Raw genomic sequence first — 15,576 nt, forward strand, 5'->3', positions numbered from 1 at the left:
GGTGGTGAGGTGATGGTCTTATTCGTCGCTCATGCTGAGCGTGAATTCCTTGAAGGAGGCGCCCCCCGTTGGATTGGTGACATGGGGGTCGATGGAGGGTTCGGCCGGCGCTTCCTCGATGGTGGCGGTACCGCTGTTGCCGAACTCCGAGTTGTTGATCAGCCAGGAGAGGTTGGTCGGCGAATCGGAGGTGCCCAGGGCCTCTTCCAGAGTGATGACATTGGTCTTGTAGAGGCGGAACAGGTCCTGCTCGAAGGTCTGGGAACCGGGGGCCAGGCTTTGTTCCATGGCCTCCTTGATGGCATTGATCTCACCACGTTCGATCAGTTCCTGGATGTGGCGGGTGTTGAGCAGGATTTCCGCCGTGGGAATGCGCTTGCCGTCCGGCTTCTTCAGCAGCCGCTGGGAAATGATGGCCTTGAGGCTGACCGACAGGTCCAGGTTGAGGGCAGAGCGGTTTTCCAGGGGGAAGAAATTGATGATGCGGTTGAGGGCGTGGTAGCTGTTGTTGGCGTGTAGGGTGGCCAGGCACAGGTGGCCGGTCTGGGCGTAGGCCAGGGCAGCGGACATGGTCTGCTTGTCCCGGATTTCGCCGATGAGGATGCAGTCCGGGGCCTGGCGCATGGCGTTCTTCAGGGCATTGTCCCAATCGGCAGTATCCATGCCGATTTCCCGCTGGTTCACGATCGACTTCTTGTGCTTGAAGAGGAATTCGATCGGGTCCTCCACCGTCAGGATGTGGCCGGAACGGTTGGCGTTGCGGTGATCCAGCATGGAGGCGATGGTGGTGGACTTGCCCGAGCCGGTGGAGCCGACGATGAGGATCAGGCCCCGCTTTTCCATGATCAGTTCGCTCAGCACCGGAGGCAGCCCCAGGCTGTCCAGGGCAGGGATGTTGCCCAGGATGTAGCGGATGACGATGGAGGTGGAACCGCGCTGGCGGAAGAGATTCACCCGGAAATTGCCGACCCCGGACATGCCGAAGGACAGGTTCATTTCCATGGTCTGGGCAAAGGTCGCCAGTTGCTCGGCGTTCAGCAGTTCCTCGGCGATCTTGTCGATCATGGCCGGGTCCATCATCTGCTGGTTCACCGGGATGGTGTTGCCCTGGATCTTGATGTGGATGGGGGCGCCGGCGGAGATGAAAATGTCCGAGGCCTGCTTTTCCGCCATCAGCTGGAACAGCTTGTCGAGAATCACGCTTCCTCCCTCCCGCCGAAAAGATTGGGGCGCCTCGTGGCGCCCCTGTTGTTATTGGCTTAGTCGCGCAGCAGTTCGTTGATGCTGGTCTTGGCCCGGGTCTGGGCGTCCACCTTCTTCACGATCACGGCGCAGTACAGGCTGTGGCTGCCGTCCTTGGCCGGCAGGTTGCCGGAGACGACCACGGAGCCGGGGGGAATGCGGCCGTAGCTGATCTCGCCGGTTTCCCGGTCGTAGATCTTGGTGGACTGGCTGATGTACACGCCCATGGAGATGACGGAGCCTTCGCCGACGATGACGCCTTCCACCACTTCGGAGCGGGCGCCGATGAAGCAGTTGTCCTCGATGATGGTGGGGTTGGCCTGCAGGGGTTCCAGCACGCCGCCGATGCCAACGCCGCCCGAGAGGTGCACGTTCTTGCCGATCTGGGCGCAGGAGCCGACGGTGACCCAGGTGTCCACCATGGTGTTTTCATCGACGTAGGCGCCGATGTTCACGTAGGAGGGCATCAGCACGGCGCCCTTGGCGATGTAGGAGCCGCGACGGGCCACGGCCGGCGGCACGACGCGGAAGCCGCCCTGGCGGAAGGCGTGCTCGTCGTAGTTGGCGAACTTGGTCTGCACCTTGTCGAAGAAGCGCAGGTCACCGGACTGCTGCAGCACGTTGTCCTGCAGGCGGAAGGAGAGCAGCACGGCCTTCTTGATCCACTGGTGGGTGACCCAGTCGCCGTTGATTTTTTCGGCGACGCGCAGGGTGCCCTTGTCCAGCTGTTCCAGCACGTGGTCCACGGCTTCGCCGATCTTGGCGGGAGCGGTACCGGGCTGCAGGGAGGTGCGGTTTTCCCAGGCGTCTTCGATGATCTGTTGCAGTTCTTGCATGTTGTCGTTTCCGTTTTGGGGGTTAGGGTTGCTGTTCGAGTTGCTGCACAAAGAGGCGGATGCGTTCGGCGGCTTCCAGGCAGTCGGCCAGGGGGGCCACCAGGGCGATCCGGACAAAATTCTCGCCGGGGTTTACGCCCCGCGCCTCGCGCGCCAGGTAGCTGCCCGGCAGGACCACGACATTATAGTCGGCGAGCAGACGGCGGGCGAACTCGGTATCGGCGATGGGCGTGCGGGCCCACAGGTAGAAGCTGGCATCCGGCAGGCCGGTCTGCAGCACGGAGGCGACGATGGGCGTCACCGCATCGAACTTTTCCTTGTACTGGCGCCGGTTTTCCCGCACATGGGCTTCCTCGTTCCAGGCGATGGCGGAGGCCGCCTGCACCGCCGGGTTCATGGCGCCGCCGTGGTAGGTGCGGTAGAGCAGGAATTTCTTCAGCACTGCCGCATCGCCGGCGACGAAGCCGGAGCGCAGGCCCGGCACGTTGGAGCGCTTGGAGAGGGAGGAGAACATGACCAGGCGCTCGAAACCCCGGCCCAGCTGTTTTGCAGCCTGCAGGCCGCCCAGGGGCGGCTTGGCTTCGTCGAAGTAGATTTCCGAGTAGCACTCGTCGGAGGCGATGACGAAGCCGTATTTGTCGGAGAGGGCGAAGAGCTTCTTCCAGTCCTCCAGGTCCAGCACCTTGCCGGTGGGGTTGCCGGGGGAGCAGACATAGAGCAGTTGCACCCGGGCCCAGTCGGCCTCGGAGAGGGCGTCCAGTTCCAGGGAGAAGTTGTTCTCCGGCAGGGTGTTGAGGAAGTAGGGCTCGGCCCCGGCCAGGTAGGCCGCGCCTTCGTAGATCTGGTAGAAGGGATTGGGGCTGACCACCAGGGGCACGTAGCCGCGGCTGGGGTCGATGACGGTCTGGGCGAAGGCGAAGAGGGCTTCGCGGGAACCGTTCACCGGCAGGATCTCGGTGTCCGGATTGACGCCGGCCAGGCCGTAGCGGCGCTCCATCCAGGCGGCGATGGCCTGGCGCAGGGCGGGCGTTCCCTGGCTTGTGGGATAATTGGCGAGACCGCCCAGATTGGCCGTCAGGGCTTCCTTGATGAAGGCCGGGGTGGCGTGCTGGGGCTCGCCGATGGACAGCTTGATTTCCCGGTAGTCCGGATTGGGCGTGACGCCCTGGAACAGCTGGCGCAGTTTTTCGAAGGGGTAGGGCTGCAGCTTGGCGAGAAATGGATTCACGGCGGGGTTCCCGGTGTGGGGCTGGGCTGAAAACAACGGATTATAAAGGGCGGAGCGTGAGGGAAGAAGCGGCACGGAGAGGAAATGGCAGGCGCACCCACCTGGCCGTCGGCGCCCTGCTCACCGGCGCCCTGGTCTGGGGTGTGCTGTGGTATCCCTACCGGGTGCTGGCCGGCCTGGGCATCAGCGGCATCGCCGCCTCGGCCCTGACCTACGCGGTGGCCCTGGCGCTGGCCCTGGTCTTCTGGCGCCGGGCTCTGGCCGCCCTGCGGCCCTCCTGGCTGCTGGCGGCCATCGGCCTGGCCGGCGCCGCCTGCAACATGGGTTATGTCCTGGCCACCCTGCACGGGGAAGTGATGCGGGTGTTGCTGCTGTTCTACCTGGCGCCCCTGTGGACCATCCTGCTGGCCCGCTGGTGGCTGGGGGAGCAGCTGGGGGTGTGGGGGCTGGCGGTGGTGGGCCTGTCCCTGGGCGGTGCCGCCACCATGCTCTGGCATCCGGCCATGGGCCTGCCCTGGCCCCGCAACGGGGCCGAATGGCTGGGCCTGGCGTCCGGCTTCTTCTTTGCCTGTTCCAACGTGCTGTCGCGGCGGGCCCAGGCCCTTTCCATCGAGGTCAAATCCGTCGCCATGTTCGTCGGCGCCCTGGTCATCAGCGGCGCCCTGCTGCTCACCGGCTGGGGCTCCATGCAGTGGCCCCACAGCGGTGCCGGCGTCCTGTGGCTGCTGGGTATCGGCGTGATCCTGATGCTGGTGAACAGGGTGGTGCAGTTCGGCCTGCACCACACCGCGGCCAACCGGGCCATCGTCATCCTGCTCTCGGAGCTGGTTTTTGCCGCCATCTCCGCCTGGCTTCTGGCAGGGGAGACCATGGGGGCGCGGGAGTGGCTGGGCGGGGCCATGATCGCCGCCGCCAGCCTGTTGTCCACCCGCCTGGAAGCACGGGTGGAAGCGGCTGCCTGAGCCGTTCTGCAGCCTATCGCCTCAGTAGCGGAGGAGGGTGAAGGCCGGCAGGCCGGCCTCGGCCAGACGGGCCGATCCGCCCAATTCCGGCAGGTCCACCACCGCCGCCGCTTCAATGATGCGGGCCCCCAGCCGGGTCATGAGATTGACCGCCGCCAGCAGGGTGCCGCCGGTGGCGATGAGGTCGTCGATGATGAGCACGTGTTCCCCCGGCAGGGCCGCATCCGTATGCACCTCGATGCTGGCCTCGCCGTATTCCAGGGCATAGGACTCCTGCATCGTGGTGAAGGGCAGCTTGCCCGCCTTGCGGACCGGGATGAAGCCGCAGCCGAGCCGGTAGGCCAGGGCGGCGCCGATGATGAAGCCCCGGGCGTCGATGCCGACCACGGCGTCGATGTGGCTGTCGGCATAGCGCTCGGCGAAGGCGTCGATGAGGCGGCGGAAGGCGGCGCCGTCCCGCAGCAGGGGCGTGATGTCGCGGAACTGCACGCCGGGCTGTGGCCAGTCGGCAATGGTGCGGATGTGGGAGGCGAAAAAGGCGTCGTTCATGGGCGGCTCAGAGCAGTGCGAATTTGAGAACGAAGGCCAGGGCGATGACCACCACCATGGGCTTGAGGTCGCCCTGCCGGCCCGACAGCAGCTTGAGGGCGGCATAGGTGATGAAGCCGAAGGCGATGCCGTGGGCGATGGAGAAGGTGAAGGGCATGGTGATGGCCGTCACCACCGCCGGAGCCGACTCGGTGAGATCGTCCCAGTCGATCTCGGCCAGGCCGCGCACCATCAGCACCGCCACATAGCACAGGGCCGGAGCGGTGGCATAGGCCGGCACCACCCCGGCCAGGGGCGCGAGGAAGAGGGCGGCCAGGAACAGCAGGGCCACCACCACGGCGGTGAGGCCGGTGCGGCCGCCGACGGAGGTGCCGGCGGCGGACTCGATGTAGGCGGTAGTGGAGGAGGTGCCCAGGGCAGCGCCGGCCAGGATGGCGCCAGAGTCGGCCAGCAGGGCCTTCTTCAGACGCGGCAGGCGGCCCTCGGCGTCGAGCAGGCCGGCCCGGTGGCAGACGCCGATGAGGGTGCCGGAGGCGTCGAACAGTTCCACCAGGAAGAAGGTCATGACCACGGTCAGCAGGCCGGCGTGGAAGGCGCCTTCCAGGTCCATCTGCAGGAAGGTGGGGGCGATGCTGGGCGGCATGGCGACGATGCCGTTGAAGGGCGTCAGACCCAGCAGCATGGAGGTGGCGGTGACCGCCAGGATGCTGATGATGATGGCGCCGGGAACGCGGCGCTGCTCCAGGGCCAGGATCAGGATGAAGCCGCCGATGGCCAGCAGGGCGCCCGGCTGGTGCAGGTCTCCCAGGGTCAGCAGGGTGGCCGGATGGGCGGTGATGAGACCGGCGTTCTTGAGGCCGATGATGGCCAGGAAAAGGCCGATGCCGGCGGAGATGGCGTACTTGAGGGAGCGGGGAATGGCATTGACGATGGCCTCCCGCAGGCGGAACAGGCTAATCAGCACGAACAGGCAGCCGGAGATGAAAACGGCGCCCAGGGCCGTCTGCCAGGGGAAGTGCATGCCGCCGACGACGGTGAAGGCGAAATAGGCGTTGAGGCCCATGGCCGGGGCCAGGGCGATGGGGTAGTTGGCGTAGAGCCCCATGATGGCCGAGCCGAGGGCGGCGGCCAGGCAGGTGGAGACGAACACCGCCTCCCGGGGCATGCCGGCGGCCGAGAGAATGTCCGGGTTCACGAAAATGATGTAGGCCATGGTGAGGAAGGTGGTGATCCCCGCCATGAGCTCGGTGCGAGCGGTGGTGCCGTGGGCAGACAGTTGGAAGTAGCGTTCCAGCATCGGAAGAATCCTGGAAGATCGACGGCAGGAGGCCGTCGCCGGTGGAAGGAAGGGGTGGGTGGGCCCCGGCGGCGCGGGGCCGCCGGGGCAGGGCTTCAGCTGAGGCTCATTCCTTGCCGCAGCACTGCTTGTACTTCTTGCCGCTGCCGCAGGGGCAGGGATCGTTGCGGCCTACCTTGTCGCCGTCGCGGCGCTGGGTGGCCGGGTTGCGCTTGGCCAGCCAGAAGCGGTGGATTTCGGCCACGGCCAGGGGCAGGTCGTCCTGGCACTGCTTTTCCATGTCGGCCTTTTCCTTGCCGTCGGGCCATTCCTCGCCGTGCTCCTTGGCGGCGGCCTCGGCTTCGCCGGTCAGCACCATGAAGGGGAACAGGCGCTCATCCAGCCATTCCAGTTCCTCTTCGTCGGCGATGGCGTCGAACCAGTCTTCCGGCGCCGCATCCACGCCCAGCAGGTAGGCGGAACACCAGGGGGCGAAATCGCTGGGGGCGTCGTCCCCTTCCTCCTGGCCGTAGAGCAGCAGCACGGGAGGCTCGCCGGAGTTGAGCAGCTCGGCCTGGCCGGCGGCAAAGCGGCGCAGCAGGCCGGTCAGTTCCTGGCCGGCGGGGCTGGCGGCGGCTTCGTCGCTGCCCAGGACCTCGGCCAGCCATTCTTCTTCGGGCACCGGCACCGGGCCGCCCAGGGTGGCGCAGAGGTAGCCCTGGATTTCGTCCAGGCGCAGGGTGTCTTCCAGGGCCGGGTCGTCCAGCAGGACTTCCAGACGGTCCAGGTCGGCATCGTTGAGCGGGGTGGGGGGAGTGGTGGTCATGGTGAGGTCTCAGGGTTTGATTTCAGTGGAATCCGGGTGCAACAAATCGGTCGTGTGGGGCCTTGGCCGGGGCTGGTCTGCCGGCGGCGGTGTCGTGCGGCAGGGCGGAAAACCGGACATGTCGCCTGCCACGCCGAGGCGCTTCAGGCGGGGCGCCGCACTGCCGTTGCCTGAATGAAACTGTCGGCGGACGGCCAGTTTTTGCTGCTGCCCGGCCCGGTCCCGGTTTCTGCCGGTGAAAAAGGACCGGGGCATGATGGCGGGGTAGTTCGTCCGCCACAGGCAAAATGCTATTATACGCGCCCATGTATGTGGATTCCGGGGCGCCCGCAGTCTTTTCTGGCGCCCTTTTCGTTTCATTTGGATTAACGAGAAACGCGATCCGGGCTTTTCGGGGGAAAAACCAAGTTTTCTCCTCCGGCCGACCCGCCGATGCGCCTGACCCGCCGATGCGCCTGACCAAGCTCAAACTTGCCGGCTTCAAATCCTTTGTCGATCCCACCATGGTGGCCCTGCCGGGGCAGCTGGTGGGCGTCGTCGGCCCCAACGGCTGCGGCAAGTCCAACATCATGGACGCGGTGCGCTGGGTGCTGGGGGAGTCCAAGGCCTCGGAGCTGCGCGGCGAGTCCATGCAGGACGTCATCTTCAACGGCTCCTCCAACCGCAAGCCGGTGTCCCGGGCCTCCGTCGAGCTGATCTTCGACAATTCCCTGGGCCGGGCCATGGGCCAGTGGAGCCAGTACGCCGAACTGTCGGTGAAGCGGGTGCTGACCCGTTCCGGCCAGTCCGACTACCTGATCAACAACATCAAGGTCCGCCGCAAGGACATCACCGACCTGTTCCTGGGCACCGGCCTGGGCCCCCGGGCCTACGCCATCATCGGCCAGGGCATGATCTCCCGCATCATCGAGGCCAAGCCCGACGAGTTGCGGGTGTTCCTGGAAGAGGCCGCCGGCGTCACCCGCTACAAGGAACGGCGCAAGGAAACCGAAGGTCGCCTGGCCGACACCCGGGAAAACCTGCTGCGGGTGGAGGACATCCGTCTCGAGCTGGCCGGCCAGATGGAGCGCCTGGAAGCCCAGGCCGCCGTGGCCCGCCAGTACCACCAGCTGAACGACGAACTGACCCTGAAGCAGCAGGTGCTGTGGGTGCTGCGGCGCAACGAGGCCAAGGCCGAGCAGCAGCGCTTCGCCATGGAAATCGAGCGGGCCGGCACCGACCTGGAAGGCCAGACCGCCGCCCTGCGCGACATCGAGGCCCAGCTGGAAGCCTCCCGGGAAGCCCATTTCGCCGCCAGCGACGGCGTGCACCAGGCCCAGAGCGACCTCTTCGCAGTCAATGCGGACGTGGCCCGGCTGGAAACGGAAATCCGCCACCAGCGCGAATCCGGCGTGCAGCTGGAATCCCGTCTGGCCCAGCTGGAAGGCGAGCAGCAGCACTGGCAGGAACAGGCCGAGCGCCTGGACATGGACGAGGAACGCTGGCGCGAACTGCAACTGGTGGCCGAAGGCCGCCAGGAACAGGCCCAGATGAAGCTGGAGGCCCGCCAGGAACGCCTGCCCATGGCCGAGGAGGCCCAGGCGGCGGCCCAGGAGGCCCTCAACCAGCAGCGGGCCGAGATGGCCAAGGTGGAGCAGGCACTGCAGGTGGAACAGACCCACCGCAGCCATGCCGAGCGCACCCTGCAAAGCATCGCCCAGCGCCGCGACCGCATGGAGCAGGAGCGGGAAAGCCTGGCCGATCCGGATACCAGCGAGCTGGACCTGAAGACCGAGGAACTGGCCGAACAGCAGGAGCGCCTGATCGCCCTGCAGGACAAACTGGGCGCCGCCCAGGGGGAACTGCCCCAGCTCGAGGCCCGTCGCCGCGAGTTGCTGGAGGAAGTGCAGGCAGCCGTGAAGGACGTGGCCGACGTGCGCGCCCGCCGCGCCGCCCTGGAACAGTTGCAGGACCGGGTCCAGTCCGGCGGCAAGGTGGGTGAATGGCTGTGCCGTCACGGTCTGGAAAGCCGCACCCCCCTGTGGAAGCGCCTGGAAGTGGACGCGGGCTGGGAAGACGCGGTGGAAGCCGTGCTGCGCGAACGCCTCAACGCCGTTTCCCTGGAAGACCCGGCGGCCCTGGCCGCCCTGGTGGACGACAAGCCGGCGGGCAAGCTGACCCTGCTCCTCTCCGGCGCCGCCGAAGCCCCGGCCGGCGGCCTGCTGGGCCGCATCCGCTGCCATGAGCCGGCCCTGGCCGGCGTCCTGGCCGACTGGCTGCACGGCATCGACGGCGTGGACAGCATGGAGGCGGCCCTGCAGCGGCGCGCCAGCCTGGCCCCCGGCCAGCTGCTGGTGACCCGGGAAGGCCATCTGCTGAGCCGCCACAGCCTGACCCTGTTCGCCCCCGATTCGGCCGAACACGGCCTGCTGGAACGCCAGCGGGAAATCGAGGCCCTCGCCGCCGCTCTGGACGACAAGCAACTGGCGGTGGAAACCGCCCAGGCCCGCCTGGCCGAAGTGGAAGAACGCATCGCCGCCGGCCAGAGCGACAGCCAGAACCTGCGCCGCCGCACCCAGGAACAGCAGGACCGCATCCACACCCTGCAGATGGAAGTGATGCGGCAGAACCAGATTCTCGAGCGCATCCGGGAGCGCCACGCCCAGATCGAACAGGCCGCGGCCGAACTGGCGGCGGAAGAGGAGGTGGAGCAGGAGCGCCTCTTCATCGCCGACGAGGCCATCGCCCAGCAGCGGGAAAACCTGGACGCCCTCCATGCCCGCTTCGCCGGCGTGCGGGCCCGCCTGGAAGAGGCGGACCGGGCCCTGCGCGAGGAACGGGAAGCCCTGGCCAACGTGGAGCGGGAACACCGGGAAGCCCAGTTCTCCCTGCGCGAGGCCGAAGGCAAGCTGGCCGAAGTGGCCAACAACCGGGTCATGTCCCAGCGCCAGCTGCAGCGCATCGCCGACGACCTGGCCCAGTGCCGCCAGACCCGGGAAAACCTCCAGGTCGAGATTCTCGAACCCAAGCTGCAGGAAGCCCTGGAGCAGCGCGTGCTGCGCGAGCAGGCCCTGGCGGCCCAGCGGGAGGCCATGGAAAACGCCACCCAGGCCCTGCGCCAGCTGGAAGAGCAGCGTCTGAAGATCGAGCAGGGCCTCAACCCCATGCGCGACCGGGTCGGCGAACTGCGCCTCAAGGAACAGGCGGCGGCCCTCAATGTGGAACAGCTCACCGCCCAGCTGCTGGAAGCCGGCGCCAACGAGGAAGTCCTGGCGGAACAGGCCCAGGCCTTCGCCGGCACCAAGGCCAGCAGCCTGCAAAGCTCCATCGGCAGCCTGCAGAAGGCCATCCTGGAACTGGGGGCGGTGAACCTGGCGGCCCTGGAGGAACTGGAATCGGCGACCCAGCGCAAGCAGTTCCTCGACGACCAGGCGGAAGACCTGAACACCGCCATGGAAACCCTGGAAAACGCCATCCGCCGCATCGACAAGGAAACCCGGGACCTGCTGCAGGCCACCTACGACACGGTGAACCGGCACTTCGGCGAACTGTTCCCGACCCTCTTCGGCGGCGGCGAGGCCCGGCTGGTGATGACCGGCGACGAGATCCTCGATGCCGGCGTGCAGATCACCGCCCAGCCCCCGGGCAAGAAGAACGCCACCATCCATCTGCTCTCCGGCGGCGAGAAGGCCCTCACCGCCATCGCCCTGGTGTTCGCCATGTTCCAGCTCAACCCGGCGCCCTTCTGTCTGCTCGACGAAGTGGATGCGCCCCTGGACGATTCCAATACCGAGCGCTTTGCCGAGATGGTCAAGCGCATGTCTGCCAATACCCAGTTTTTGTTCATCAGCCACAACAAGATCGCCATGGAAATGGCCCAGCAACTGGTGGGCGTGACCATGCAGGAATCCGGGGTGTCCCGGATCGTCGAGGTGGATATCGCCGAGGCCCTGCGCATGCGCGAACAGGTGGCCGCATGACCCCGATGGAAAAGGAAAAGCCATGACCGAATTGCATATTGGCCTGTTGGCTTTCGGCGGCGTCGCCGTGGTTGGCGTGCTGGCCTACAACAAGTGGCAGGAGCGCAAGCACCGCCAGGTGGCCGAGCAGATGCTGCGCCCCAGCGACGAGGACGTGCTGCTCGACGGCGAGGAGGATGCCGTGGAGGAAGAGGGCGAGGAGGAATACGCCGTCCTCATCCAGCGTGACGAAAACGGCGAGATCATCCGCGCGCCCCAGCTGGCCCAGCGCAAGGAGCCGGTGTTCGAGGCAGAGGCGGATCCGGCTCCGGCCGCGCGCCAGGAACCGGTGTTCAACTTCGACGACGAACCGGCCCCGGCGGCCGAACCCGTTTATGCCGCCGAAGCACCCCGGACCGCCGCCAAGGCCACGCCCCAATCCGCCCTGGACTTCGATGCCGAGCCTGCCCTGGCGGTGAAGCCCGCTGCGCCTGCCTTCGCCGCGACACAGGCCCAGGGTGCCCTGTCCATCGACCCGATCGCCATGCCCCTGCGGGAAGCCGCGCCGGCCGTGGCTGCGCGGGCACCCGCCAGCGAGATGCCGGCCCCGGGCGAAGCCGAGGCCCCCCGCACCCTGATGGCGCCGGCCCTGCCCACCTTCCTGCTCTCTCCGGCCGCCGACTACATCGTGGCCCTGGAAACCGTGGATTTCATTCCCGCCGGCCAGTTCATGCAGTCCCAGCGGGAAGCCCTGCTGCGCATCGGCAAGCGGGTCACCTGGGTCGGCCTCAACGAAGGCAGCGGCGAGTGGGAAGTGATGGACGAGAACAGTCCCCAGGAGTACCGCCGCCTGCGCATCGGCGTGCAGCTGGCGGACCGCCGCGGCGCCATTTCCGACGCCGAGCTGTCCATCTTCCACACCGCCATGCGCCAGCTGGCCGAGGAATTCATGGCCGTGGCCGACCTGCCGACCCGCAAGTCGGCCCTGGAAGACGCCTACGAACTGGACCGCTTCTGCGCCGACGTGGATATCCAGATCGGCATCAACGTGGTGGCCGTGGGCCAGCTCTTCCCCGGCACCAAGATCCGCGCCCTGGCCGAAGCCGCCGGCATGGTGCTGGAAGCCGACGGTGCCTTCGTCCGCCGTGACGACGACGGCCGGGTGCTGTACACCCTCAGCCACCAGAGCCAGCAGCCCTTCACCGCCGAGGCCATGAAGACCCCCTCCTGCCACGGCCTGACCTTCCTCCTGGATGTGCCCCGGGTGCCCAACGGCGACCGGGTCTTCAACCAGATGGGCGACCTGGCCCGCCGCTTCGCCGATTCCCTGCACGGAGTGGTGGTGGACGACAACCGTCAGCCTCTGACCGAGGCCCTGCTGGAGCCCATCCGCAAGCAGGTGGCCCAGTACCAGGGCGCCATGGCCCAGCGCGGCCTGGTGGCCGGCGGTTCCCTCTCCCTGCGCCTGTTCGCCTGATGCCGGTGGGGGAAGTCGCCCGGGCCCGGGCCGAGGCCCTGCGGGCCGAGCTGGAAAGCCACAACCACGCCTATTACGTGCTCGATGCGCCGACGGTCCCGGACGCGGAATACGACCGCCTGTTCCGGGAACTGCAGGCCCTCGAAGCCGAGTATCCCGAGCTCCTCAGCGCCGATTCGCCGACCCAGCGGGTGGGCGGCAAGCCCCTGGACAGCTTCCCCAGCGTCAGCCATGCGGTGCCCATGCTCTCCATCCAGACCGAGACGGATACGGAGCCCAGCGGCGCCTTCAATTTCGACGCCAGGGTGCGCAAGGAGCTGGAGCTGGAGGAGGGCGCGGCGCCGGTGGAATACGCCGCCGAGCTGAAGTTCGATGGCCTGGCGGTGAGCCTGCGCTACGAGCACGGCGTGCTCGTCCAGGGGGCCACCCGGGGCGACGGCGCCAGCGGCGAGGACGTCACCCAGAACCTGCGCACCGTGCGCTCCATCCCCCTGCGCCTGCAGGGCCCGGCGGCAAGCCTGCCACCCCTGCTGGAAGTGCGGGGCGAGGTGTACATGCGCCGGGACGACCTGGCCCGCTACAACGAAAAGGCCCTGGCCCGGGGCGACAAGACCCTGGTCAATCCGCGCAACGGCGCGGCCGGCAGCATCCGCCAGCTGGACCCGGCCATCGCCGCCAGCCGCCCCCTCAATTTCTTCGCCTACGGCATCGGCGCCGTCTCCGGATGGACGCTGCCCGCCACCCATGCCGGCCTGCTCGACGCCCTGGCCGCCTTCGGCCTGCCCGTGTGCCAGCACCGGGACGTGGTGCGGGGCGCCGCCGGCCTGGCCGATTTCCACCGGCGCATGGGCGCCCTGCGGGACAGCCTGCCCTTCGACATCGACGGCGTGGTGTACAAGGTCAATTCCCTGGAACTGCAGGCCCGCCTCGGCTTCCGCTCCCGGGAGCCGCGCTGGGCCGTGGCCCACAAGTATCCGGCCCAGGAGGCCCTGACCGTGGTCGAGGCCATCGACATCCAGGTCGGCCGCACCGGCGCCCTGACTCCCGTGGCCCGGCTGCAGCCGGTCTTCGTCGGCGGCGTCACGGTGACCAACGCCACCCTGCACAACGAGGACGAAATGGCCCGCAAGGGCGGCCTCTGCATCGGCGACACGGTCATCGTGCGCCGGGCCGGCGACGTCATCCCCGAAGTGGTGGGGGTGGTGGCCGAGCGCCGTCCCACCGGCGCCACGCCCTTCCAGATGCCCCGCAGCTGCCCGGTGTGCGGCTCCCATGTGGTGAAGGAGGAGGGCGAGGCGGTGGCCCGCTGTTCCGGCGGCTTCGCCTGCCGGGCCCAGCGCATCCAGGCCATCCTGCACTTCGCCGGGCGCCGCATGATGGACATCGAGGGCCTGGGGGAGCGCTATGTGGAGCGGCTGGTGGAGTTCGACCTGATCCACGGCGTTGCCGACCTCTACCGCCTGACCCTGGCCGACCTGCTGGAAATGAAGCGCCTTGCCGACGAGCGGGATGGCGTCACGCCGGAGACGGTGAAGCAGGGCCAGATCGCCACCCGCTGGGCGGAGAACCTGCTGGCCGGCATCGCTGCCAGCAAGACGCCGCCCCTGGCCCGGCTGCTGTTCGCCCTGGGCATTCGCCACGTCGGCGAATCCACGGCCAAGACCCTGGCCGACTGGCTCGGCTCCCTGGCCGTGGTGCGCCGGGCTCCGGCGCCCCTGCTGGCGGCCCTGCCGGATATCGGCGCCACCGTGGCTACGGCCATTGCCGACTTCTTCGCCGAACCCCACAATGCCGCCGCCGTGGATGCCCTGCTGGCGGCCGGTGTGGCGCCGGCCGACGAACATGCCCCCAGCCCCGAGCTGGGCGGCCGCCTGGGCTGGACCGAACTCTACGCAGCCCTCGGCATTCCCCGCCTGACGCCGGTGCGGGCGCGCCAGCTCGCCGACCTGGTGCCTGAAGGCGAGGGACTGGCGGCCCTGGCACCCGGCTGCCTGGAACTGGCGGCCCTGCCCGCCGAGGTGGCGACCGCGGTGCTGGCCTGGCTGGAGGAGGAGGGCAACCGCGCCCGCCTGACGGCCCTGGCGATCCTGCGGCGGGAACTGCTGGCGGCCCTGCCGGCCCAGGCCCTGGGGCCCCGGCCCCTGGCGGGCATGACCTTCGTCCTCACCGGCACCCTGCCGACCCTGAAGCGGGACGAGGCCAAGGCCCGCATCGAGGCCCAGGGCGGCAAAGTCAGCGGCTCGGTGTCGAAGAAGACCGATTATGTGGTGGCCGGCGAGGAAGCCGGCTCCAAGCTGGAAAATGCCTTGAAACTGGGGGTGCCCGTGCTCGACGAGACGGCCCTCCTGAATCTGCTGAATGAGGAAAAATCCAATGAAAAAAGTGCGTAAGGCCGTCTTCCCCGTGGCCGGCCTGGGAACCCGCTTCCTGCCGGCGACCAAGGCCAGTCCCAAGGAAATGCTGCCCATCGTGGACAAGCCCCTGATCCAGTACGCGGTGGAAGAGGCCTGTGCCGCCGGCATCACCGACATGATCTTCGTCACCGGCCGCAGCAAGCGGGCTATCGAGGACCATTTCGACAAGGCCTACGAACTGGAGAAGGAACTGGCCGAGCGGGGCAAGACCGAAATGCTCAAGTTCGTGCAGGACATGCTGCCCAAGTCCATGAACTGCATCTACATCCGCCAGCCCGAGGCCCTGGGCCTGGGCCATGCCGTGCTGTGCGCGGCGCCGGTGGTGCAGGACGAGCCCTTCGCCGTGATCCTGGCCGACGACCTGCTGGACGGCGAGACGCCGGTGATGAAGCAGATGGTGGACACCTACGACTACTACCATTGCTCCGTGCTGGGGGTGCAGGACGTGCCCCGGGCCGACACCAAGAGCTACGGCATCGTGGACGCCAAGCCGGTGGCCGAGCGCCTGGAGCAGATCGCCGCCATCGTCGAGAAGCCCAAGCCCGAGGAGGCCCCTTCCACCCTGGCGGTGGTCGGGCGCTACATCCTGACGCCGCGCATCTTCCACCACCTGGAGCGCATCGGCAAAGGCTCCGGCGGCGAAATCCAGCTCACCGACGGCATCGCCTCCCTGCTCTCGGAAGAGCAGGTGCTGGCCTACCGCTATGCCGGCACCCGCTACGACTGCGGCTCCAAGCTGGGCTATCTGCAGGCCACGGTGGACCTGGGCCGGCGCCATCCCGAAGTGGGGGCCGCCTTCGGCGCCTATCTCGATTCCCTGAAATAAGA

Annotated in this window: 11 protein-coding genes; 5 read left to right on the plus strand and 6 right to left on the minus strand. The window is 67.7% G+C overall.

The genetic code is table 11. The annotated features are described in order from the left end of the window. Positions 1-18: 18 nt before the first annotated feature. The 3 genes from AZSP09_RS03040 to dapC are packed head-to-tail and all read right to left on the minus strand — an operon-like array spanning position 19 to position 3,306. A complete protein-coding gene (locus tag AZSP09_RS03040; protein WP_152089135.1) occupies positions 19-1,200 on the minus strand; it encodes a PilT/PilU family type 4a pilus ATPase in 1,182 nt (393 codons plus the stop codon). A gap of 59 nt (positions 1,201-1,259) precedes the next feature. Continuing rightward, positions 1,260-2,078 carry a 2,3,4,5-tetrahydropyridine-2,6-dicarboxylate N-succinyltransferase gene (gene dapD, locus AZSP09_RS03045; protein ID WP_014237740.1) on the minus strand — a complete coding sequence of 273 codons (819 nt, stop codon included), beginning with the start codon at positions 2,076-2,078 and terminating at the stop codon, positions 1,260-1,262. 22 nt (positions 2,079-2,100) lie between these two features. Beyond that, positions 2,101-3,306, minus strand: a complete 1,206-nt coding sequence (dapC, locus tag AZSP09_RS03050) for a succinyldiaminopimelate transaminase (protein ID WP_152089136.1) — start codon at positions 3,304-3,306, stop codon at positions 2,101-2,103. A 56-nt stretch (positions 3,307-3,362) separates the two neighbouring features. Here dapC and AZSP09_RS03055 point away from each other — a divergent pair, with 56 nt between their 5' ends. Continuing rightward, positions 3,363-4,268, plus strand: coding sequence for a DMT family transporter (locus AZSP09_RS03055; RefSeq protein ID WP_152089137.1), 906 nt, complete (start codon positions 3,363-3,365; stop codon positions 4,266-4,268). A gap of 21 nt (positions 4,269-4,289) precedes the next feature. On the opposite strand, the gene AZSP09_RS03060 is transcribed toward AZSP09_RS03055, so the two are convergent. The 3 genes from AZSP09_RS03060 to AZSP09_RS03070 form a co-directional block, all read right to left on the minus strand. Further along, a complete protein-coding gene (locus AZSP09_RS03060; RefSeq protein ID WP_152089138.1) occupies positions 4,290-4,817 on the minus strand; it encodes an adenine phosphoribosyltransferase in 528 nt (175 codons plus the stop codon). 7 nt (positions 4,818-4,824) lie between these two features. Beyond that, positions 4,825-6,114, minus strand: coding sequence for an NCS2 family permease (locus AZSP09_RS03065; protein ID WP_014237736.1), 1,290 nt, complete (start codon positions 6,112-6,114; stop codon positions 4,825-4,827). 106 nt (positions 6,115-6,220) lie between these two features. Continuing rightward, positions 6,221-6,919: a YecA/YgfB family protein gene (locus tag AZSP09_RS03070; protein ID WP_014237735.1), complete on the minus strand. Its 699-nt coding sequence runs from the start codon at positions 6,917-6,919 to the stop codon at positions 6,221-6,223. 449 nt (positions 6,920-7,368) lie between these two features. Here AZSP09_RS03070 and smc point away from each other — a divergent pair, with 449 nt between their 5' ends. The 4 genes from smc to galU are packed head-to-tail and all read left to right on the plus strand — an operon-like array spanning position 7,369 to position 15,574. Next, a complete protein-coding gene (gene smc, locus AZSP09_RS03075) occupies positions 7,369-10,878 on the plus strand; it encodes a chromosome segregation protein SMC (RefSeq protein WP_152089139.1) in 3,510 nt (1,169 codons plus the stop codon). 22 nt (positions 10,879-10,900) lie between these two features. Then, positions 10,901-12,334 carry a cell division protein ZipA C-terminal FtsZ-binding domain-containing protein gene (locus AZSP09_RS03080; RefSeq protein WP_152089140.1) on the plus strand — a complete coding sequence of 478 codons (1,434 nt, stop codon included), beginning with the start codon at positions 10,901-10,903 and terminating at the stop codon, positions 12,332-12,334. Further along, on the plus strand, positions 12,334-14,724 hold the full coding sequence (gene ligA / locus AZSP09_RS03085) for an NAD-dependent DNA ligase LigA (protein ID WP_152089141.1): 2,391 nt from the start codon (positions 12,334-12,336) through the stop codon (positions 14,722-14,724). The genes AZSP09_RS03080 and ligA overlap by 1 nt, the downstream gene beginning before the upstream one ends. Then, complete coding sequence (gene galU, locus AZSP09_RS03090) at positions 14,708-15,574, plus strand: UTP--glucose-1-phosphate uridylyltransferase GalU (RefSeq protein ID WP_014237731.1); 867 nt, start codon at positions 14,708-14,710, stop codon at positions 15,572-15,574. The genes ligA and galU overlap by 17 nt, the downstream gene beginning before the upstream one ends. Positions 15,575-15,576: the final 2 nt, after the last annotated feature.

This window comes from Azospira sp. I09 (assembly GCF_009177135.1).
GTDB classification, from domain to species: Bacteria; Pseudomonadota; Gammaproteobacteria; order Burkholderiales; family Rhodocyclaceae; genus Azospira; species Azospira oryzae.

Excerpts from the sequence above, each read along its gene's own strand:
- dapD (WP_014237740.1), bottom strand. The coding sequence starts at position 2,078 with ATGCAAGAACTGCAACAGATCATCGAAGACGCCTGGGAAAACCGCACC.
- AZSP09_RS03060 (WP_152089138.1), bottom strand. The coding sequence starts at position 4,817 with ATGAACGACGCCTTTTTCGCCTCCCACATCCGCACCATTGCCGACTGG.
- AZSP09_RS03065 (WP_014237736.1), bottom strand. The coding sequence starts at position 6,114 with ATGCTGGAACGCTACTTCCAACTGTCTGCCCACGGCACCACCGCTCGC.
- AZSP09_RS03070 (WP_014237735.1), bottom strand. The coding sequence starts at position 6,919 with ATGACCACCACTCCCCCCACCCCGCTCAACGATGCCGACCTGGACCGT.
- smc (WP_152089139.1), top strand. The coding sequence starts at position 7,369 with ATGCGCCTGACCAAGCTCAAACTTGCCGGCTTCAAATCCTTTGTCGAT.
- AZSP09_RS03080 (WP_152089140.1), top strand. The coding sequence starts at position 10,901 with ATGACCGAATTGCATATTGGCCTGTTGGCTTTCGGCGGCGTCGCCGTG.
- ligA (WP_152089141.1), top strand. The coding sequence starts at position 12,334 with ATGCCGGTGGGGGAAGTCGCCCGGGCCCGGGCCGAGGCCCTGCGGGCC.
- galU (WP_014237731.1), top strand. The coding sequence starts at position 14,708 with ATGAAAAAAGTGCGTAAGGCCGTCTTCCCCGTGGCCGGCCTGGGAACC.